The following is a 13,135-nucleotide window of genomic DNA, read 5'->3' as shown; positions in this document are numbered from 1 at the left end:
ATGTGGGCGGTTTAGAGCCTCCCCCCGCAGGGCGGCTCTGAAGGGCCATCACCTTCATCTTCCACGCAGCACCGCTTCAAGAAGCTCTACCTACATCACAAGCCCCTCTCCACGTTCGTGGCACACCCTCACCGCTACTACGAGCCGGTCCGCCGACGTGCCCCGCGACGGTACTCAAGCCCTACAGGGCACACCTGACTCGGGCACTCCCTCTCGCCACCCAGGTGGGTGATCGGTGTCGGGGCACGCCTTCTCACGTTCCACGCGGGAGCAGCAGACCGGACTCGCGTCGCCTCCATGCCGGGCACCGCCTGGCCAATAAAACGGGCACCCGCCAGACTTATCCCGGAGCCGCTTCCACGCCCCGGTTTCGATGCCATCTGTAGATTTCCGACACGTCAGCAGCGATTCGCTTGCGCTCGCCTTTCCGGACCCCACCTGACGCCTCGCAGGCGCCTTTTCCTCGATCGCTCACCACGACGGTCTTCAGCCAACGCAGCACGAGGCGGTTTGGAATCTCCCCCCGCAGGGCGACTCCGAAGGGCCATGACCTTCATCTCCCACGCAGCATTGCAATCAGAGATGTCTGCCTACATAACATTCCTCCTGCATTCGTGACACACGGAAGCGATCTTCAAGACTCACTTCCCATGCCTGATCAGAACCACTCGTGAACACCCCCACTGCCGATCTGCCGAATGCTCGCCGAGCGTCTCACCCCCAGTGAGGCCCCTCTGGCGCGAGTACCTCCGCCCGATCAGGACAGTCGATCAAGATGAGGGCACAGGAGCCCTCTCACCTTCGCAGAGGTTCCGAGATAGGGCCTGCCGTCCCAGCGATGAAGGGAGAGAATGGGGACTACCAGCCAACACGTTAGGTACACGAGGCGAACGCGGAGGCGGACATGGCCGGTCCACCGTTGTGGCCAGCGAGGATCCGTACTGAGCGCAAGGCGCGTAAATGGGATATTCACTCCACCGCGCGCCGCCTACGAGCAGCGGCCGGGCAAGACCGTAACGACTTGCCCGAGCACGCGGATCTGGTCCGCTCCATCCGCCGCTGGGAGTCGGGAAAGGTCGCGTTGATGAGTGAGCGCTACCGGCTCCTGTATTGCGCCGTCTTCCAGATGGACGAAAGTGTCCTGTTCGCCGAGACCACCGAGATCGGCCTATCGCACCCTCCTACGGACACAGACAGTGATCTCGGCAAGATGACCTCCCTCCGTGAAGCCGACCGGCGGATAGGCGGAGGCCACCTCTATGCAACCGTGATCGGCTACCTGGAACACGACATCGCCCCACGTCTGTTCAGCGGTGCCGACGGACCACAAGCCTTCATCGCCGCTGCCGCCTTTACCGAGATGGCCGGCTGGATGGCCCACGATGTGGGCAAGGACAACGTCGCCGACCGGCACTTCCACCGGGCCCTGGACTTCGCGGGGTTGAGCAGCGACCGGCAACTCCAAGCGCACATCATGGGCAGCATGAGCCACCTCGCCCTGCGGACTGGCCACTCTCGGGACGCTATTGGCCTGGCCCAGCGTGGCGTCGACACTCTCGTCAAGACCGGCACATCGGCGCCCGCCACGCATGCGCGCCTGCTCGCCATGGCCGCCTGCGGTTCGGCCGAAACCGGAAGTGTCAGCGAGTGCTCCCGACTGCTGATCCGCGCCGAGGATGCGCTAGGACATCGCCCGCAGAATCCGCCGTCGGCATGGACCGCGCCGTACGATGAGGCGACGCTGGCGCTCGATACGGCACGATCGATGCTGCAGCTGAGAAAGCTCATCGAAGCACAACACCACGCGCGGCGATTCCTTACGCTGCGTGCAGCAGACCGGACTCGCAGTAGAGCATTCGGTCAACTGGTGCTGGCCCGGACACTACTCAAGCAGGATCAACTCGATGAGGCATGCGCCTTGATCACGAGCGCAGCGGCGGACACCCGATCGCTGAGCTCGCTCATCGTCACCCAACAACTCGCCGATCTACGTGAGCACTTGGAGGCGCACCGAGAGCAGAGAAACGTCGCCGAGTGCCTCGAGGTACTGGAGCACGCGTATCGCGAGCGATGCTGGATGTACCAATAAGGAGGTCCTCCAGTGAGCCCCGACGCGCCGCTCTACGAGCGCGATCCCGAAGCATGGAACGCCTACCTCGCCGAAGGCAACGCCCGGCAGGCCCGCAAACGCGTAGGCGCCGACGTACTCATCCGCGACGAACACGACCACGTCCTACTCGTAGACCCGGCCTACAAACCCGACTGGGATCTACCCGGCGGCATGGCCGAAGCCAACGAGTCCCCCGCCGCAGCCGCCCGACGCGAGCTCAAAGAAGAACTCGGTCTCGACATCGAGATCGGCCGCCCACTCGTGGTGGACTGGGTATCACCCCACGGACCCTGGGACGACTCCCTGATGTTCATCTTCGACGGCGGAATCCGAAGCCACCAGCAACTTTCACAACTGAAGATCGTGGACCCCGAGCTATGCAGCCTCCGACTGGCCAATCCCGCCGAGCTGTCTGAACTGCTGCGACCATATGTATGGCGCCGAGTACGCGCCGCACTCTACGCCCTTCCAGCGAGGCTCACCGTCTATTGCGAGAACGGTCACTCGCTCGTCTGAAAGCTGCCTGAGGCTTCTCTCCATCCCAGATGACGGCGAACACCGTCGGGCTCGCACGAATGACAGCACCCGCATGGACGCCCTGGTCTCGCCACCGCGGTGACGGACGGTGGCGTAGCTAGACGAGGACTTGAATATCGTCTATCGACGATTATCGATGGAATTATTGGACAGGGTCGAGGCCGAAGAGTACGCGAACTGGTTCAAGGCGCTCGCCGATGCCACGCGTATCCAGATCGTGTCTTTGCTGGCCAGGAAGCGTTTTCCGCAACTGGCCAGCGGAGTTCTCCGCCTTCAATCAGGCCGCCACCTGCGCTCCCGCCGCTTTGATCTCGTCGATCTCGTTCTGGTTCATTCGCGTCACCTCGTTCACGAAGGACAGGCACAACTCGGCCAGGTCGCTGGAGTCCTCACGGATCACACCCATGTCGAGATACGCCCGTCAGATATCGGATGCAGGCTCCGACGATCCGATCCGGCGAACGGAAGGCGTTACGCGCCAGCCAACGATGCCGGCTCTATCCGCTGTCGCATGGGCGCGCACCAACGCCGCGAAGCCACGCCAGCGCGGTGGGCGTGAAGAGCGCCGCAACCACTCGGCGAGCGGCTGCTCCAACGACTGGACCTCCAGCGTCTGGCCACGGTTGTTGTTGCGTAGAACCACCAGCGGCTCGACCCCGCCATGAGCCGTTCCTCATGCAGACGCAACGCCCGCAAGGCCAGCACCTCGTTCGCGCCCGCGCCCGGGTCAGCCAGGGCAGATCCAGGGCCGACGGCGGCGCCGGGCTCGGCCTGGCCATCGTCCGCGCGCACGGCGGCCGTGTCGAGGTGGACACCGCACGCGGTGAGGGCGCCACCTTCCGCGTGCTCCTACCTGGCTCCCAGGCGGCTCCCAGCCCGCTTTGAAGGGCGCTCGGCACATTCGGGAGCATGAGAAGGACACTCATCGCCACGGCTCTGCTATCCGCGTTCGCCCTCGCGGGCTGCGGCGGCCAGCAGAGCGACACCGGAGTCGCCTCCGTAGCGGTCGGCAACCCGTCAGGGGCCGCCGCGAGCGCCTCGCCGACCGCCACGGCCGATCAGGAGGAGCAAGGCAGGAAGTTCGCCCAGTGCATGCGCGAGAACGGCGTCGCCATGGACGACCCCGACCCCAACGGAGGCGGCGGCCTCAAGGAGATCGCCGGAGAGACCGACAAGACCAAGCTCAGGAAGGCCCTAGAGGCCTGCCGCGAATACGCGCCGTCGAAGCTGCGAGGGGGCATCAACGGGGAGGACGTCGAGCAGTTGCGCCAGCTCGCGCAGTGCATGCGCGAGAACGGCGTGGACATGCCCGACCCCAACCCCGACGGCACCTTCCCTAGCGGCACCATGAGCAAGGTCAACCGGAGAGACGCCAAGTTCGAGAAGGCGCTCGAAACCTGCAACAAGAGGATCCCCAAGCCAGGGGCGACCAAGTGACACAAGTGGGAGAGAAGAGCCAGCGGGCGATCCGGGCCCTACCCCGCGCCCCCGCCGTCCGCTGCGGGCCCTCGCGTGGACGGGCGGTGCCGCGCTGCTCGCCGCCGCTGTCGCGGCCGCCGCCGTGGGCTTCGGCGGCAACGGCACGGGTACGGCCGTCGCCACCCGCACACCCCCCGCCACCGCGAAGGTGACCCGCACGACCCTCACCGCGACCAAGACCGTGGACGGCACCCTCGGCTACGGCGACACCTTGACCGTCACCGGCAAATCCCAGGGCACGATCACCTGGCTCCCCGGAGAGGGCTCCACCATCACCAGGGGTCACGGCGTCTACAGCGTGGACGCCGACCGCCGCCCCCTCCTGTACGGCACCATGCCCCTCTACCGCACCCTGGAGGACGGCGTCGAAGGCAGGGACGTTGAGCTGCTCGAACGCAACCTGGACAAGCTCGGCTACACCGGCTTCGACGTGGACAAGGAGTTCACCTGGACCACCAGGGAAGCGGTCGAGGACTGGCAGGAGGACCTCGGCCTCGACGTCACCGGCAAGGTGCAGCCCGGCGACGTCGCGGTCGCCGACGGCCAGATCGCGTCGCCGATCGTGTCGTCGTCCCTTTTCACGTTGCTGTGATGATTCATCTTGGAGTTTGGGAAGAACGACATGCTCGCCTTGAGCCAGAAACCCTCCCCGCTCTTGGTGTTCCGTACCAAGGCGGCACGGACGGCATCGCCCGTCACCTTTCCCACGGCACCAACGAACGCCAGTAGCGAACCCCGTGAGGACGCTTTCCCCGAGATGAGCGAGCGCGTAGGCACCCACCCGCTCCAACGGATGCGCCGTTAGCACCAGGCGGCTCTGATCGGCGCACGGCAATGGATCCCCGCCGAGCAGATCAGCGACCCCATTACCGCCATCACCACCGGCCTGCCGCTGGACCTGGCCTTCGCCACCAAGGGCGAACTGGCCATCGACCTGCTCCGCGAGGCCTACGCCGACGACGTGCGCCTGGACTTCGTGGCCGGGGACGAGGTCTACGGCGCCTGCACCAAGCTACGCACCTTCCTGGAAGAACGCGCCCAGGCCTACGTCCTGCGCATCCGCACCACCTTCACCCTCACCCTCGGCGGCGGCACCTGCCTGACCTGCGAACAAGTCGTGGCCAAGTACTTGAAGCAGAAGCGCAAGTGGACCATCCGCTCGGCCGGTGACGGCTCTAAGGGCGAGCGCACCTACGCCTGGGCCTGGATCGCCACCGCCAGCCCCGCCCACTTCCTGCTGGTCCGCAAGCACCGCACCACCGGCGAACTCGCCTTCCACTACTGCTTCGTCCCCGACGGCCAACCAGTCACCCTGCCCCGCCTGATCGCCGCCGCAGGGCTGAGATGGCCGGTGGAGGAGAGTTTCGAGGCCGGCAAGAGCCTGTTCGGCCTGGATGAAGCCCAGGTCCGCCTCTATGAGGCTCTCCTACGGCACCTCGTGCTGGTCATGGCCGCCCTGGCCGTCTGCGCGATCAGCGCCGCAGCTGCCCGGCGCCGCACCGACACCCAGGCCGAGGTGCCCAGCCACCCCGATGAACAGCCGCCCGAGGATCTCGGCCTGATCCCGCTGACGGTCGCCGAGATCAAGCACCTGTTCAACACCGCCACCACCCGCAGATCGTCGCTGGAACACGCCGCACATTGGTCAGCCTGGAGACGCCGTCATCAAGCACGTGCCCGCTGGTTCCATCACCGAGCTCGCCTGGCCACCGCATATGTCCAGGTCAGCTAACAAATGGCGGCTGCCGTACTAGACAATCGATGCAGGTTTAGCCATATTCTACGCGAACCGAATCCGCGCCGGCTCTGGTCGGCGGAGACACCGACATTTCCGCGATCGGTGCGCTGGCCGCCGGCCCGGGACGTTGCCGGATCCTGCTCGCCTTAACGATTTGGCTAGATCGGTCCTGGACAGTGCAGCGCTATCGAACTAGTTCGGCGGACGACGGAGGATGAGGACATCGTTGTGCCTGCCACAGTGCAACGCTCTTGCAACGCAAATCGAAGGGGAACTCAAGAGCCGAGCGTAATGCGCTTAACTTGGGCGACGATGGATCGGGAACGATACGTGTGTCTCGCTGGCGAGACACACGTATCGTCGTATCCATTCATCCCTGAAGAAGCGAGGGCCGGTCAAGCGCGGGGTTTCGTGGCTGAGTATCTTTTTTTTCTGGCGTTCCGGGGTAGGTGACGGGCACGCCGGAGAGAGGCTGGGTTCAGGTGGAGCGCCCGGAGGCGGAGCCGAGGACGTAGGACCTGGAGGCGGCCTCGTAGGTCGGCGGATGCTAGTGATCGCCGGGACGGTATGGGGTTGTGGGGTGCGCGGCTCGGCAGGTGGCAGGGCCTGTGTCGGCTGCGCTCATCCCATCGGTTTCCAGGGCCCCGCTGGCCGCCGGGACGGTCATGAGGTGGGTGCGCGGGTGACCGGCGAGGTGGTCACCGCACTAGTCGGCCAGGCTAGGCCAGTAAGCAACGGCTGTTGTCTGTCGGAGGATTGTGATGGATTACATACGGCTGGGGTGTTCGGACGCTTACGGCGTCGCGGTTCTGCCTAAGCATGGTGACCTACGGAGACCGCACCCAGCGGAAATGCCGCCGACGAGGACGCCGGCGACTGGCCCAGGACAGAGCGCGCCGAGCCACCACATCACCGTGCCGTCAGTGATTCGGTTGACCCCATAAAGAAAAGGATCAGACAACGTGTTGCCGACATGCCGGGCGTGGCCCGGCTGGCGTGATCTGGACACACGGAGGCGAGGGGTTTCGATGCGCCGGTTGACCCGCACGGCCATCGCGACGGCGCTGGCTCTGTTCTTGGTGGGAGCGACTGCGGCTGGTAGCGGTGCGGCGGTCCCGGGACCGCGTGCAGAGCAGTGGTGGTTTACTGCCTGGGCCGTACAGAACAAGGTATGGCCGATCACCCAAGGTCAGGGCATCACGGTGGCGGTCATCGACACCGGGGTGGAAGCGAGCATTCCCGACCTGACCGGCGTGGTGTTGCCCGGTACGAACCTTGACAGCGGTAGCGGCGACGGACGCACCGATGTCGACACCGACGCCCCGCCGGGTCACGGCACCGCGATGGCCGGATTGATTGCCTCACAGGGGCGCGGGACCGGTTTCGTTGGCGTCGCACCCAAAGCCAAGATTCTCCCCATCGTGGCGAATCACGTCTCCGATATGGCACCCGCGATCCGGTACGCCGCCGATCATCGTGCCAAGGTCGTGAATATCTCCCAGGTGGCGCCCCAGGCGTGCCCGGAGGACATCCAGGAGGCGGTCAGCTACGCGATCCAGCACGACGTCGTCATAGTGGCGGGCGCCGGCAACCAGGGCGACTCGTTGAATTTCTCGAACACTCCGGCGAATTGTGCGGGCGTCTTCGCGATCGGTGGGTTGGACGCGCGGCTGCGGCCGTACGTCAGGACGCAGCGCCAACCCTATGTCGCGGCGGCGGCGCCTGCCACAGGCGTTGGCGGAGTACTCAGAGACGGGAAATACCACACGTCGGAGGGTGGGACGAGCTCTGCGACGGCGTTGACGTCGGCAGTGGTGGCGTTGGTGCGGTCGAAGTTCCCGAACCTATCTGCGCGTGATGTGGTGCAGCGGATCATGGCTGGGCTCCGCGATGCCGGCCCGAACGGTAGGGACGACCAGACCGGTTATGGTGCGGTCCGTCCGAACCAGGCGCTCACCACAGCCGAGGTCCCGCGAGACACACCGAACCCGGTATTCGCGGCCTACGACAAATGGGTGGCCGCCAACGGAAAGAAGGTGGGCTCGGGAGCGCCGTTGGCGCAGCACAAGCCGCCGGCGCAGCACAAGAAGTCCGAGGTGGGCGGACTGCTCGCATTCGCGGGGCTGGTCATCGCAGTCTTGTTGCTCGCCGGTCTGCTTTTGATGTTCCTCATGTCGCGCAACAAGCGCGCCGCTGCGGCTGGCCTCATGCCGGGCTACCCAGGTCACGGTCAGCCACGGCCGTACGGCAGGCCGGGCCAACCTCCGCAACAGGACGTACCTCCGGTCCCGCCGCGGAGCGGGCGTCCAGGCTTCGGGCCTCGGCAGAACCCGCCCGTCGGCCCTGGGTCGCCGCCCGCCCCGTACGGTCAGCAGGATCCGCCCGCGCAGCCCCGAAGCTAATCTGAACATGCCTTTGTGATTGTGGGTGCCGATGCTGGACGGGCTGGATGTGCTGCGGCGTTCGTTCCTCGATGGGTGTGGCTGTGTTGAAGGGACTGGTCTGATCACGCGGTGAGGTCGTATTTGCGCTGGTAGCGGGTCTGGTAGATGCGTTGGTGCTCGCGTGCGAGGTGGTAGGTCCAGTAGTCGGAGAAGTCACCGTTGCTGACCAGGGCGCGCAGTTTCAAGATGGCCTCTGCTCCGTGCAGGCTTCAGCGGGCTCCGCGGGCGGTCACCGATCAGGTGGCGGCAGCGCCCTCGATGACGCCGGTGGCGATTTGCCAGCCGGAGCGAGCGCGGTGTCGTAGGCGAGGTAGGGCTGCTTGGCGGTCAGGTAGCCGATGGCCGTGTTGATGCCCTTGCGCCGTTCGGGGTCGAGCCCGACCTAGGTCGCTTGCCGGTCGAGGTCGCCGATCACCTCGCCGGGGCGGCCTTGGAGGATGGTGTGCAGGTGGGCGGCGACCCAGGCTTCGGCGGCCGGGTCGCCGTTGGCGTGCAGGCACCAGGCGGCTTCCAGACGTACTGGAGTCAACCCCGGTTTGATCTTGAATGCGGAGCGATTCCCCTAGTAGTTCCTTGTCCCGGTCGCGGAGTCGCTTCTTCAACCTCGCGACTCACCGATTCGATGATCCATGGGACAGCCCCTCCACGGCCACGGCTGGGCGTCAGAGTTGTTAACGTCATGACCATGGACCACGATGAGAATCCCCCCAAAGGTGTCAATCCGAACGTTCCAAGTATCGCTCGCGTCTATGACTATTGGCTGGGTGGAAAGGACAATTTCGCGGCCGACCGGGAGATGGGCGACCGGGTCAAGGCCGCCGTGCCCGAGATGCCGTTAATGGCGCATCACAACCGGTTGTTCCTTCGCCGGGTGGTGCGGTTCCTGGCCGGCGAAGCAGGCATCGGGCGGTTCCTGGACCTGGGAGCAGGGCTGCCGACGATGGAGAACGTCCACGAGGTGGCGCAAAAGGCGCGTCCGGAGGCCGAAGTCGTCTACGTCGACAACGACCCGGTGGCGCTGACACACGCGCGGGCGCTGCTGGCCACGACCGGCAACACGCATGTGGTGGACGGCGACCTGTACGAGCCGGAGCGGATCCTGGCGGAGGCGGACGCCCTGATGGGCCTCGATCAGCCCATCGCGGTGATGATGCTGGCGATGCTGCACTTCATGCCGGACAAGGACGCCCACCGGATCGTCCGCACGGTGATGGACGCACTGCCGCCGGAGTCGTATCTGGTCATCAGCCACATCGGCGACACCCCGCAACTCCGGAAGGCGGCGAGCTTCTACAGCGCCTCGGGGACGGGGGCGGTGCTTCGATCGCCCGAGCGGATCGCCGAGTTCCTGGACGGGCTGGAACTGGTGCCCCCGGGAGTGGTGCCGCTGCCGGAGTGGCGTCCGGATGAGTCGGTTCCGGCGCTGGATCGGATGACGGGGATGGCGGCGATCTGCGGGGTGGGGCGAAAGCGCTGAGGGCCGGGTCGCCGTTGGCGTGCAGGCACCAGGCGGCTTCCAGACGTACTGTAGTTAACTCCGGTTTGATCTTGAATGCGGAGCGATTCACCTGGTCGTGTCGTTGTTGCGATTGCTGCGACGTACTCAGCAGGGTCCGATGATTTTGGTTTGCGCGTGAGGGGCGGGGCCACCGCGGCGGGCCAGTTCCCGGCGCAGCTCGAGGTTCTCGCCGTGGGCCTGGGCGAGTGCCTCTCGTAGGTCCTTGTCCGGGTCGCGGAGTCGCTTCTTCAGCCTCGCGACCTCCGCGGTGAGTGCGAGGACGATGTTGTTCTCATCAGCGGGATCGGCAGCGGGTGGGGGTGCGGCCGGGTTCTGCCGTCGGAGGTTTCGATGCGTTGGCGCAGGGTGGGGTGAGTGTAGAAGAAGGAGTGGGAGACACCGGCTTCGCCCTGGACGGCTTGGAAAGTGATCGGCTCGCCGCGCTTGATCAACGTGCGGATGGCGGCCTCGGCCGCTTTCGTCTTGATTTCGGATTTGCGGCGGGCGGCCTGGTTGAGGTGTTGATGCGGCGTTGGCGCTGGTCGGTCATGAGTGCTGCTTCCGGTGGCGGGTGAGGTCGACGGACACGGGGACCGGGCTGCTGGGGGTGCCCGCGCCCTGGACGGCCCGGCCGGGGCTGGCCTGCATCGCCGCCAGGAGCTTGACCAGCGCGTCGCGTTCGGCCTGGCGTTGGACGAGCAAGACGTTGTCGTCGGGCATGGGGTGGCCGTGCCGGTTGTGGAACCGGGCCCTGGTTCGCTCGATCAGCGCGGTCGTCTCGGCCAGCTGCCGTTGGAGTGTATCCAGGTGGCTGTCATCGGTGACGAAGACGCCGCAGGTCAGGCAGGGCGTTGCCCTTCTGGCAGGTCTGCAGGGGCAGCAGGCAGTAGCCGTGAGGAACCGATCGGCTCGATCCAGCAGGTGTAGGGCGTCGTGGTCGTCGGTGGAGAAGAGCACGCGGGTGCCATCGGCCTTGAACTTGCGAGTGGCCAGGAATGCCTGTTCGGCGTGCTCGTCGCGGCGGGCGACGTAATGCATGGACATGGTCGAGGTGAAGTGGCCCGCGTAGTGTTGCAGGACGTGGACTGGCAGGCCCAGCTCGGTGAGTTTGGTCAGCTTGGTGTGCCGGAACCGGTGGGTGTGGCTGAGCTTGACCGGACGCCCGGCAGCGTCGGTGATCTGGGCCAGCTTGCTGAACAGTCCCAGCGCGCGGCCGTAGTTGGAGTTGCCGTAGGGCTCGATGCCGTGTGCGCTGAAGCAGGCGGCAACCCCGGCGTCGGAGCCCTCCTCCGAGGTGGCCCGACTCGCCGATGTGATGATCCATGGGACAGACCCTCAACGGCCACGGCTGGGGGCCAGGGTTGTTAACGTCATGACCATGGACCACGATGAGAAGGCCCCCACAGGTATCGATCCGAACGTTCCAAGTATCGCTCGCGTCTATGACTATTGGCTGGGTGGAAAGGACAATTTCGCGGCCGACCGGGAGATGGGCGACCGGGTCAAGGCCGCCGTGCCCGAGATGCCGTTGATGGCGTATCACAACCGGTTGTTCCTTCGCCGGGTGGTGTGGTTCCTGGCCGGTGAAGCAGGCATCGGGCGGTTCCTGGACCTGGGAGCAGGGCTGCCGCCGATGGAGAACGTCCACGAGGTGGCGCAAAAGGCGCGTCCGGAGGCCGAAGTCGTCTACGTCGACAACGACCCGGTGGCGCTGACACACGCGCGGGCGCTGCTGGCCACGACCGGCAACACGCATGTGGTGGACGGCGACCTGTACGAGCCGGAGCGGATCCTGGCGGAGGCGGACGCCCTGATGGGCCTCGATCAGCCCATCGCGGTGATGATGCTGGCGATGCTGCACTTCATGCCGGACAAGGACGCCCACCGGATCGTCCGCACGGTGATGGACGCACTGCCGCCGGAGTCGTATCTGGTCATCAGCCACATCGGCGACACCCCGCAACTCCGGAAGGCGGCGAGCTTCTACAGCGCCTCGGGGACGGGGGCGGTGCTTCGATCGCCCGAGCGGATCGCCGAGTTCCTGGACGGGCTGGAACTGGTGCCCCCGGGAGTGGTGCCGCTGCCGGAGTGGCGTCCGGATGGGTCAGTTCCGGCGCTGGATCGGATGACGGGGATGGCGGCGATCTGCGGGGTGGGGCGAAAGCGCTGATGCGCCATCAGATCCTCCCGAGGGGACCCGGCCTCGGGAACAATGGAAAAACTGGCCGGTAACATGCATTTACTTGACAGAGCCTCTCGTGCACACCGGGGTTCTGCCCGAGCATGCCCCCATCCAGTCAAAACTCCGCCGCAGTCCGGACAACGCAGCACACCCGCCACGAGCCGCCGATCCAGCTGTCTCGGTCGCCCCGTACCGTCACCATCAGGTGCCCGTTTCGCACCGAGGGGACCCGCCCGTTTCAACAGATCGTGGCGGGCGGGTCACCGCCTTCCAGTAGAAAACATCCCCACACCGGCAGCGGAGGCGAACCCCTCTCACTCCGCAACCCCGGCTCTCCTACCGTCTCCATGATCAGAAGCGTTCAAGAGCATTCACGTCCTCACCGTGAGAAGCGGGGGACACAGACCGTCGTCGTTGTAGTGTTCCTCGGCGCACAACGGCCAGGGCTCATCGGCCGGCCATCTCAGCGGGCCTCCGATGGAGCTGTCCTCGTACGATGGGATTCCCGCACGCGGATGCAGCCGGAGCGCGTTTCTGCTGAGCGGCTTCAGCTCGGGATAGAGTTTCCCCCACAGCTACAGACCTTGAAGGGCTAGCAATCAGCGACGGAACGGATACGTAACGCTATAGGTGCGTTACATGCCTGTATTTCAGCAGTACAACTCTCCTGTGCGATATCCCGACGGTGGCGGACTGTCCGCCGTGGCGCGCGCTAATCGTGAGCAGGTCCGCTTCAAGGCGGCGGACATGTTCGCCCGCGGCCTGACCCCGCCGCAGGTCGCCCGGGCGCTGCGCGTCACCCCCAGCTCCGCCAGCACCTGGCACCGCCTCTGGAAGCAGGGCGGCAAACAGGCCCTGGCCTCCAAAGGGCCGGGCGGCTCGCTCTGCCGCCTGAGCCAAGAGCAGATCGTCACACTGGAGGCCGAGCTCGACCGCGGACCAGGCACGCATGGCTGGGACGACCAACGCTGGACCCTGGCACGCGTCACCACACTGATCAAGGAGCTCTTCCGCATCGACTACTGTCAACGGCCAAGTGCGTGTCGCCGCTGGTGGCCATGTAGAAGTCCCCGCCTCTTCGTAGTTGACTACTTCTTGATCAGGCGTGCTGGTGTCCTGGTTCGTGCCTGTTTCATCCGGAAGGACT

14 protein-coding genes and 2 pseudogenes are annotated in these 13,135 nt (G+C 65.7%); 11 read left to right on the top strand and 5 right to left on the bottom strand.

The features are described from left to right. Positions 1–1,021: 1,021 nt before the first annotated feature. Together ACFLIM_RS49355 and ACFLIM_RS49350 are read left to right on the top strand one after the other, a co-directional pair. On the top strand, positions 1,022–2,089 hold the full coding sequence (locus ACFLIM_RS49355; RefSeq protein WP_393177714.1) for a hypothetical protein: 1,068 nt from the start codon (positions 1,022–1,024) through the stop codon (positions 2,087–2,089). Positions 2,090–2,101: 12 nt separating this feature from the next. Then, positions 2,102–2,626 (top strand): NUDIX domain-containing protein, encoded by a 525-nt coding sequence (locus ACFLIM_RS49350; protein WP_393177712.1) that lies wholly within the window; start codon positions 2,102–2,104, stop codon positions 2,624–2,626. Between the two features lie 298 nt (positions 2,627–2,924). Here the strand turns inward: ACFLIM_RS49350 and ACFLIM_RS49345 are convergent, their stop codons facing one another. Then, the gene (locus ACFLIM_RS49345; RefSeq protein ID WP_393177710.1) at positions 2,925–3,053 is read right to left on the bottom strand and encodes a hypothetical protein; all 129 of its coding nucleotides are present in this window, start codon (positions 3,051–3,053) and stop codon (positions 2,925–2,927) included. A 317-nt stretch (positions 3,054–3,370) separates the two neighbouring features. On the opposite strand from ACFLIM_RS49345, the pseudogene ACFLIM_RS49340 reads away from it, so the two are divergent. From ACFLIM_RS49340 to ACFLIM_RS49320, 5 genes and pseudogenes are all read left to right on the top strand, one after another. After that, positions 3,371–3,532: pseudogene (locus ACFLIM_RS49340) on the top strand (ATP-binding protein); the annotation flags it as partial. Between the two features lie 24 nt (positions 3,533–3,556). Next, complete coding sequence (locus ACFLIM_RS49335; RefSeq protein WP_393177708.1) at positions 3,557–4,084, top strand: hypothetical protein; 528 nt, start codon at positions 3,557–3,559, stop codon at positions 4,082–4,084. Between the two features lie 124 nt (positions 4,085–4,208). After that, positions 4,209–4,718: a peptidoglycan-binding domain-containing protein gene (locus tag ACFLIM_RS49330; protein ID WP_393177706.1), complete on the top strand. Its 510-nt coding sequence runs from the start codon at positions 4,209–4,211 to the stop codon at positions 4,716–4,718. Positions 4,719–4,940: 222 nt separating this feature from the next. Further along, a pseudogene (locus ACFLIM_RS49325) lies at positions 4,941–5,858 on the top strand (transposase); the annotation flags it as partial. Positions 5,859–6,892: 1,034 nt separating this feature from the next. After that, positions 6,893–8,266, top strand: coding sequence for a S8 family serine peptidase (locus ACFLIM_RS49320; protein ID WP_393177704.1), 1,374 nt, complete (start codon positions 6,893–6,895; stop codon positions 8,264–8,266). 104 nt (positions 8,267–8,370) lie between these two features. Here ACFLIM_RS49320 and ACFLIM_RS49315 read toward each other — a convergent pair whose 3' ends face one another. Then, positions 8,371–8,493, bottom strand: a complete 123-nt coding sequence (locus tag ACFLIM_RS49315; RefSeq protein ID WP_393177702.1) for a hypothetical protein — start codon at positions 8,491–8,493, stop codon at positions 8,371–8,373. A gap of 197 nt (positions 8,494–8,690) precedes the next feature. After that, the gene (locus tag ACFLIM_RS49310; protein ID WP_393177700.1) at positions 8,691–8,837 is read right to left on the bottom strand and encodes a hypothetical protein; all 147 of its coding nucleotides are present in this window, start codon (positions 8,835–8,837) and stop codon (positions 8,691–8,693) included. 156 nt (positions 8,838–8,993) lie between these two features. Between ACFLIM_RS49310 and ACFLIM_RS49305 the strand changes: the two genes are divergently transcribed. Beyond that, complete coding sequence (locus tag ACFLIM_RS49305; RefSeq protein ID WP_393177698.1) at positions 8,994–9,785, top strand: SAM-dependent methyltransferase; 792 nt, start codon at positions 8,994–8,996, stop codon at positions 9,783–9,785. 269 nt (positions 9,786–10,054) lie between these two features. Here ACFLIM_RS49305 and ACFLIM_RS49300 read toward each other — a convergent pair whose 3' ends face one another. Further along, a complete protein-coding gene (locus tag ACFLIM_RS49300; RefSeq protein ID WP_393177718.1) occupies positions 10,055–10,267 on the bottom strand; it encodes a DUF6262 family protein in 213 nt (70 codons plus the stop codon). Between ACFLIM_RS49300 and ACFLIM_RS49295 the strand changes: the two genes are divergently transcribed. Then, positions 10,178–10,381 carry a hypothetical protein gene (locus ACFLIM_RS49295; RefSeq protein WP_393177696.1) on the top strand — a complete coding sequence of 68 codons (204 nt, stop codon included), beginning with the start codon at positions 10,178–10,180 and terminating at the stop codon, positions 10,379–10,381. The two genes, ACFLIM_RS49300 and ACFLIM_RS49295, sit on opposite strands and share 90 nt — an antisense overlap. On the opposite strand, the gene ACFLIM_RS49290 is transcribed toward ACFLIM_RS49295, so the two are convergent. Then, the gene (locus ACFLIM_RS49290) at positions 10,353–10,985 is read right to left on the bottom strand and encodes a tyrosine-type recombinase/integrase (protein WP_393177716.1); all 633 of its coding nucleotides are present in this window, start codon (positions 10,983–10,985) and stop codon (positions 10,353–10,355) included. The two genes, ACFLIM_RS49295 and ACFLIM_RS49290, sit on opposite strands and share 29 nt — an antisense overlap. Before the next feature lie 199 nt (positions 10,986–11,184). On the opposite strand from ACFLIM_RS49290, the gene ACFLIM_RS49285 reads away from it, so the two are divergent. Together ACFLIM_RS49285 and ACFLIM_RS49280 are read left to right on the top strand one after the other, a co-directional pair. Next, entirely contained in the window at positions 11,185–11,976 is a 792-nt protein-coding gene (locus tag ACFLIM_RS49285; RefSeq protein ID WP_393177694.1) for an SAM-dependent methyltransferase, read from the top strand. 681 nt (positions 11,977–12,657) lie between these two features. Beyond that, a partial coding sequence (locus ACFLIM_RS49280) for a helix-turn-helix domain-containing protein (RefSeq protein ID WP_393177692.1) occupies positions 12,658–13,135 on the top strand: 478 nt, incomplete at its 3' end.

The organism is Nonomuraea marmarensis, from assembly GCF_043197025.1.
In the GTDB taxonomy this organism is placed as follows: Bacteria; Actinomycetota; Actinomycetes; order Streptosporangiales; family Streptosporangiaceae; genus Nonomuraea; species Nonomuraea marmarensis.
Note: the sequence above shows the minus strand (reverse complement) of the source record. Positions and strands in the feature narration are given on the sequence as shown.

Bases quoted from the DNA above. Each gene is read 5' to 3' on its own strand.
- ACFLIM_RS49320 (WP_393177704.1), top strand. From the start codon at position 6,893: ATGCGCCGGTTGACCCGCACGGCCATCGCGACGGCGCTGGCTCTGTTC.
- ACFLIM_RS49285 (WP_393177694.1), top strand. From the start codon at position 11,185: ATGGACCACGATGAGAAGGCCCCCACAGGTATCGATCCGAACGTTCCA.
- ACFLIM_RS49345 (WP_393177710.1), bottom strand. From the start codon at position 3,053: ATGGGTGTGATCCGTGAGGACTCCAGCGACCTGGCCGAGTTGTGCCTG.
- ACFLIM_RS49305 (WP_393177698.1), top strand. From the start codon at position 8,994: ATGGACCACGATGAGAATCCCCCCAAAGGTGTCAATCCGAACGTTCCA.
- ACFLIM_RS49335 (WP_393177708.1), top strand. From the start codon at position 3,557: ATGAGAAGGACACTCATCGCCACGGCTCTGCTATCCGCGTTCGCCCTC.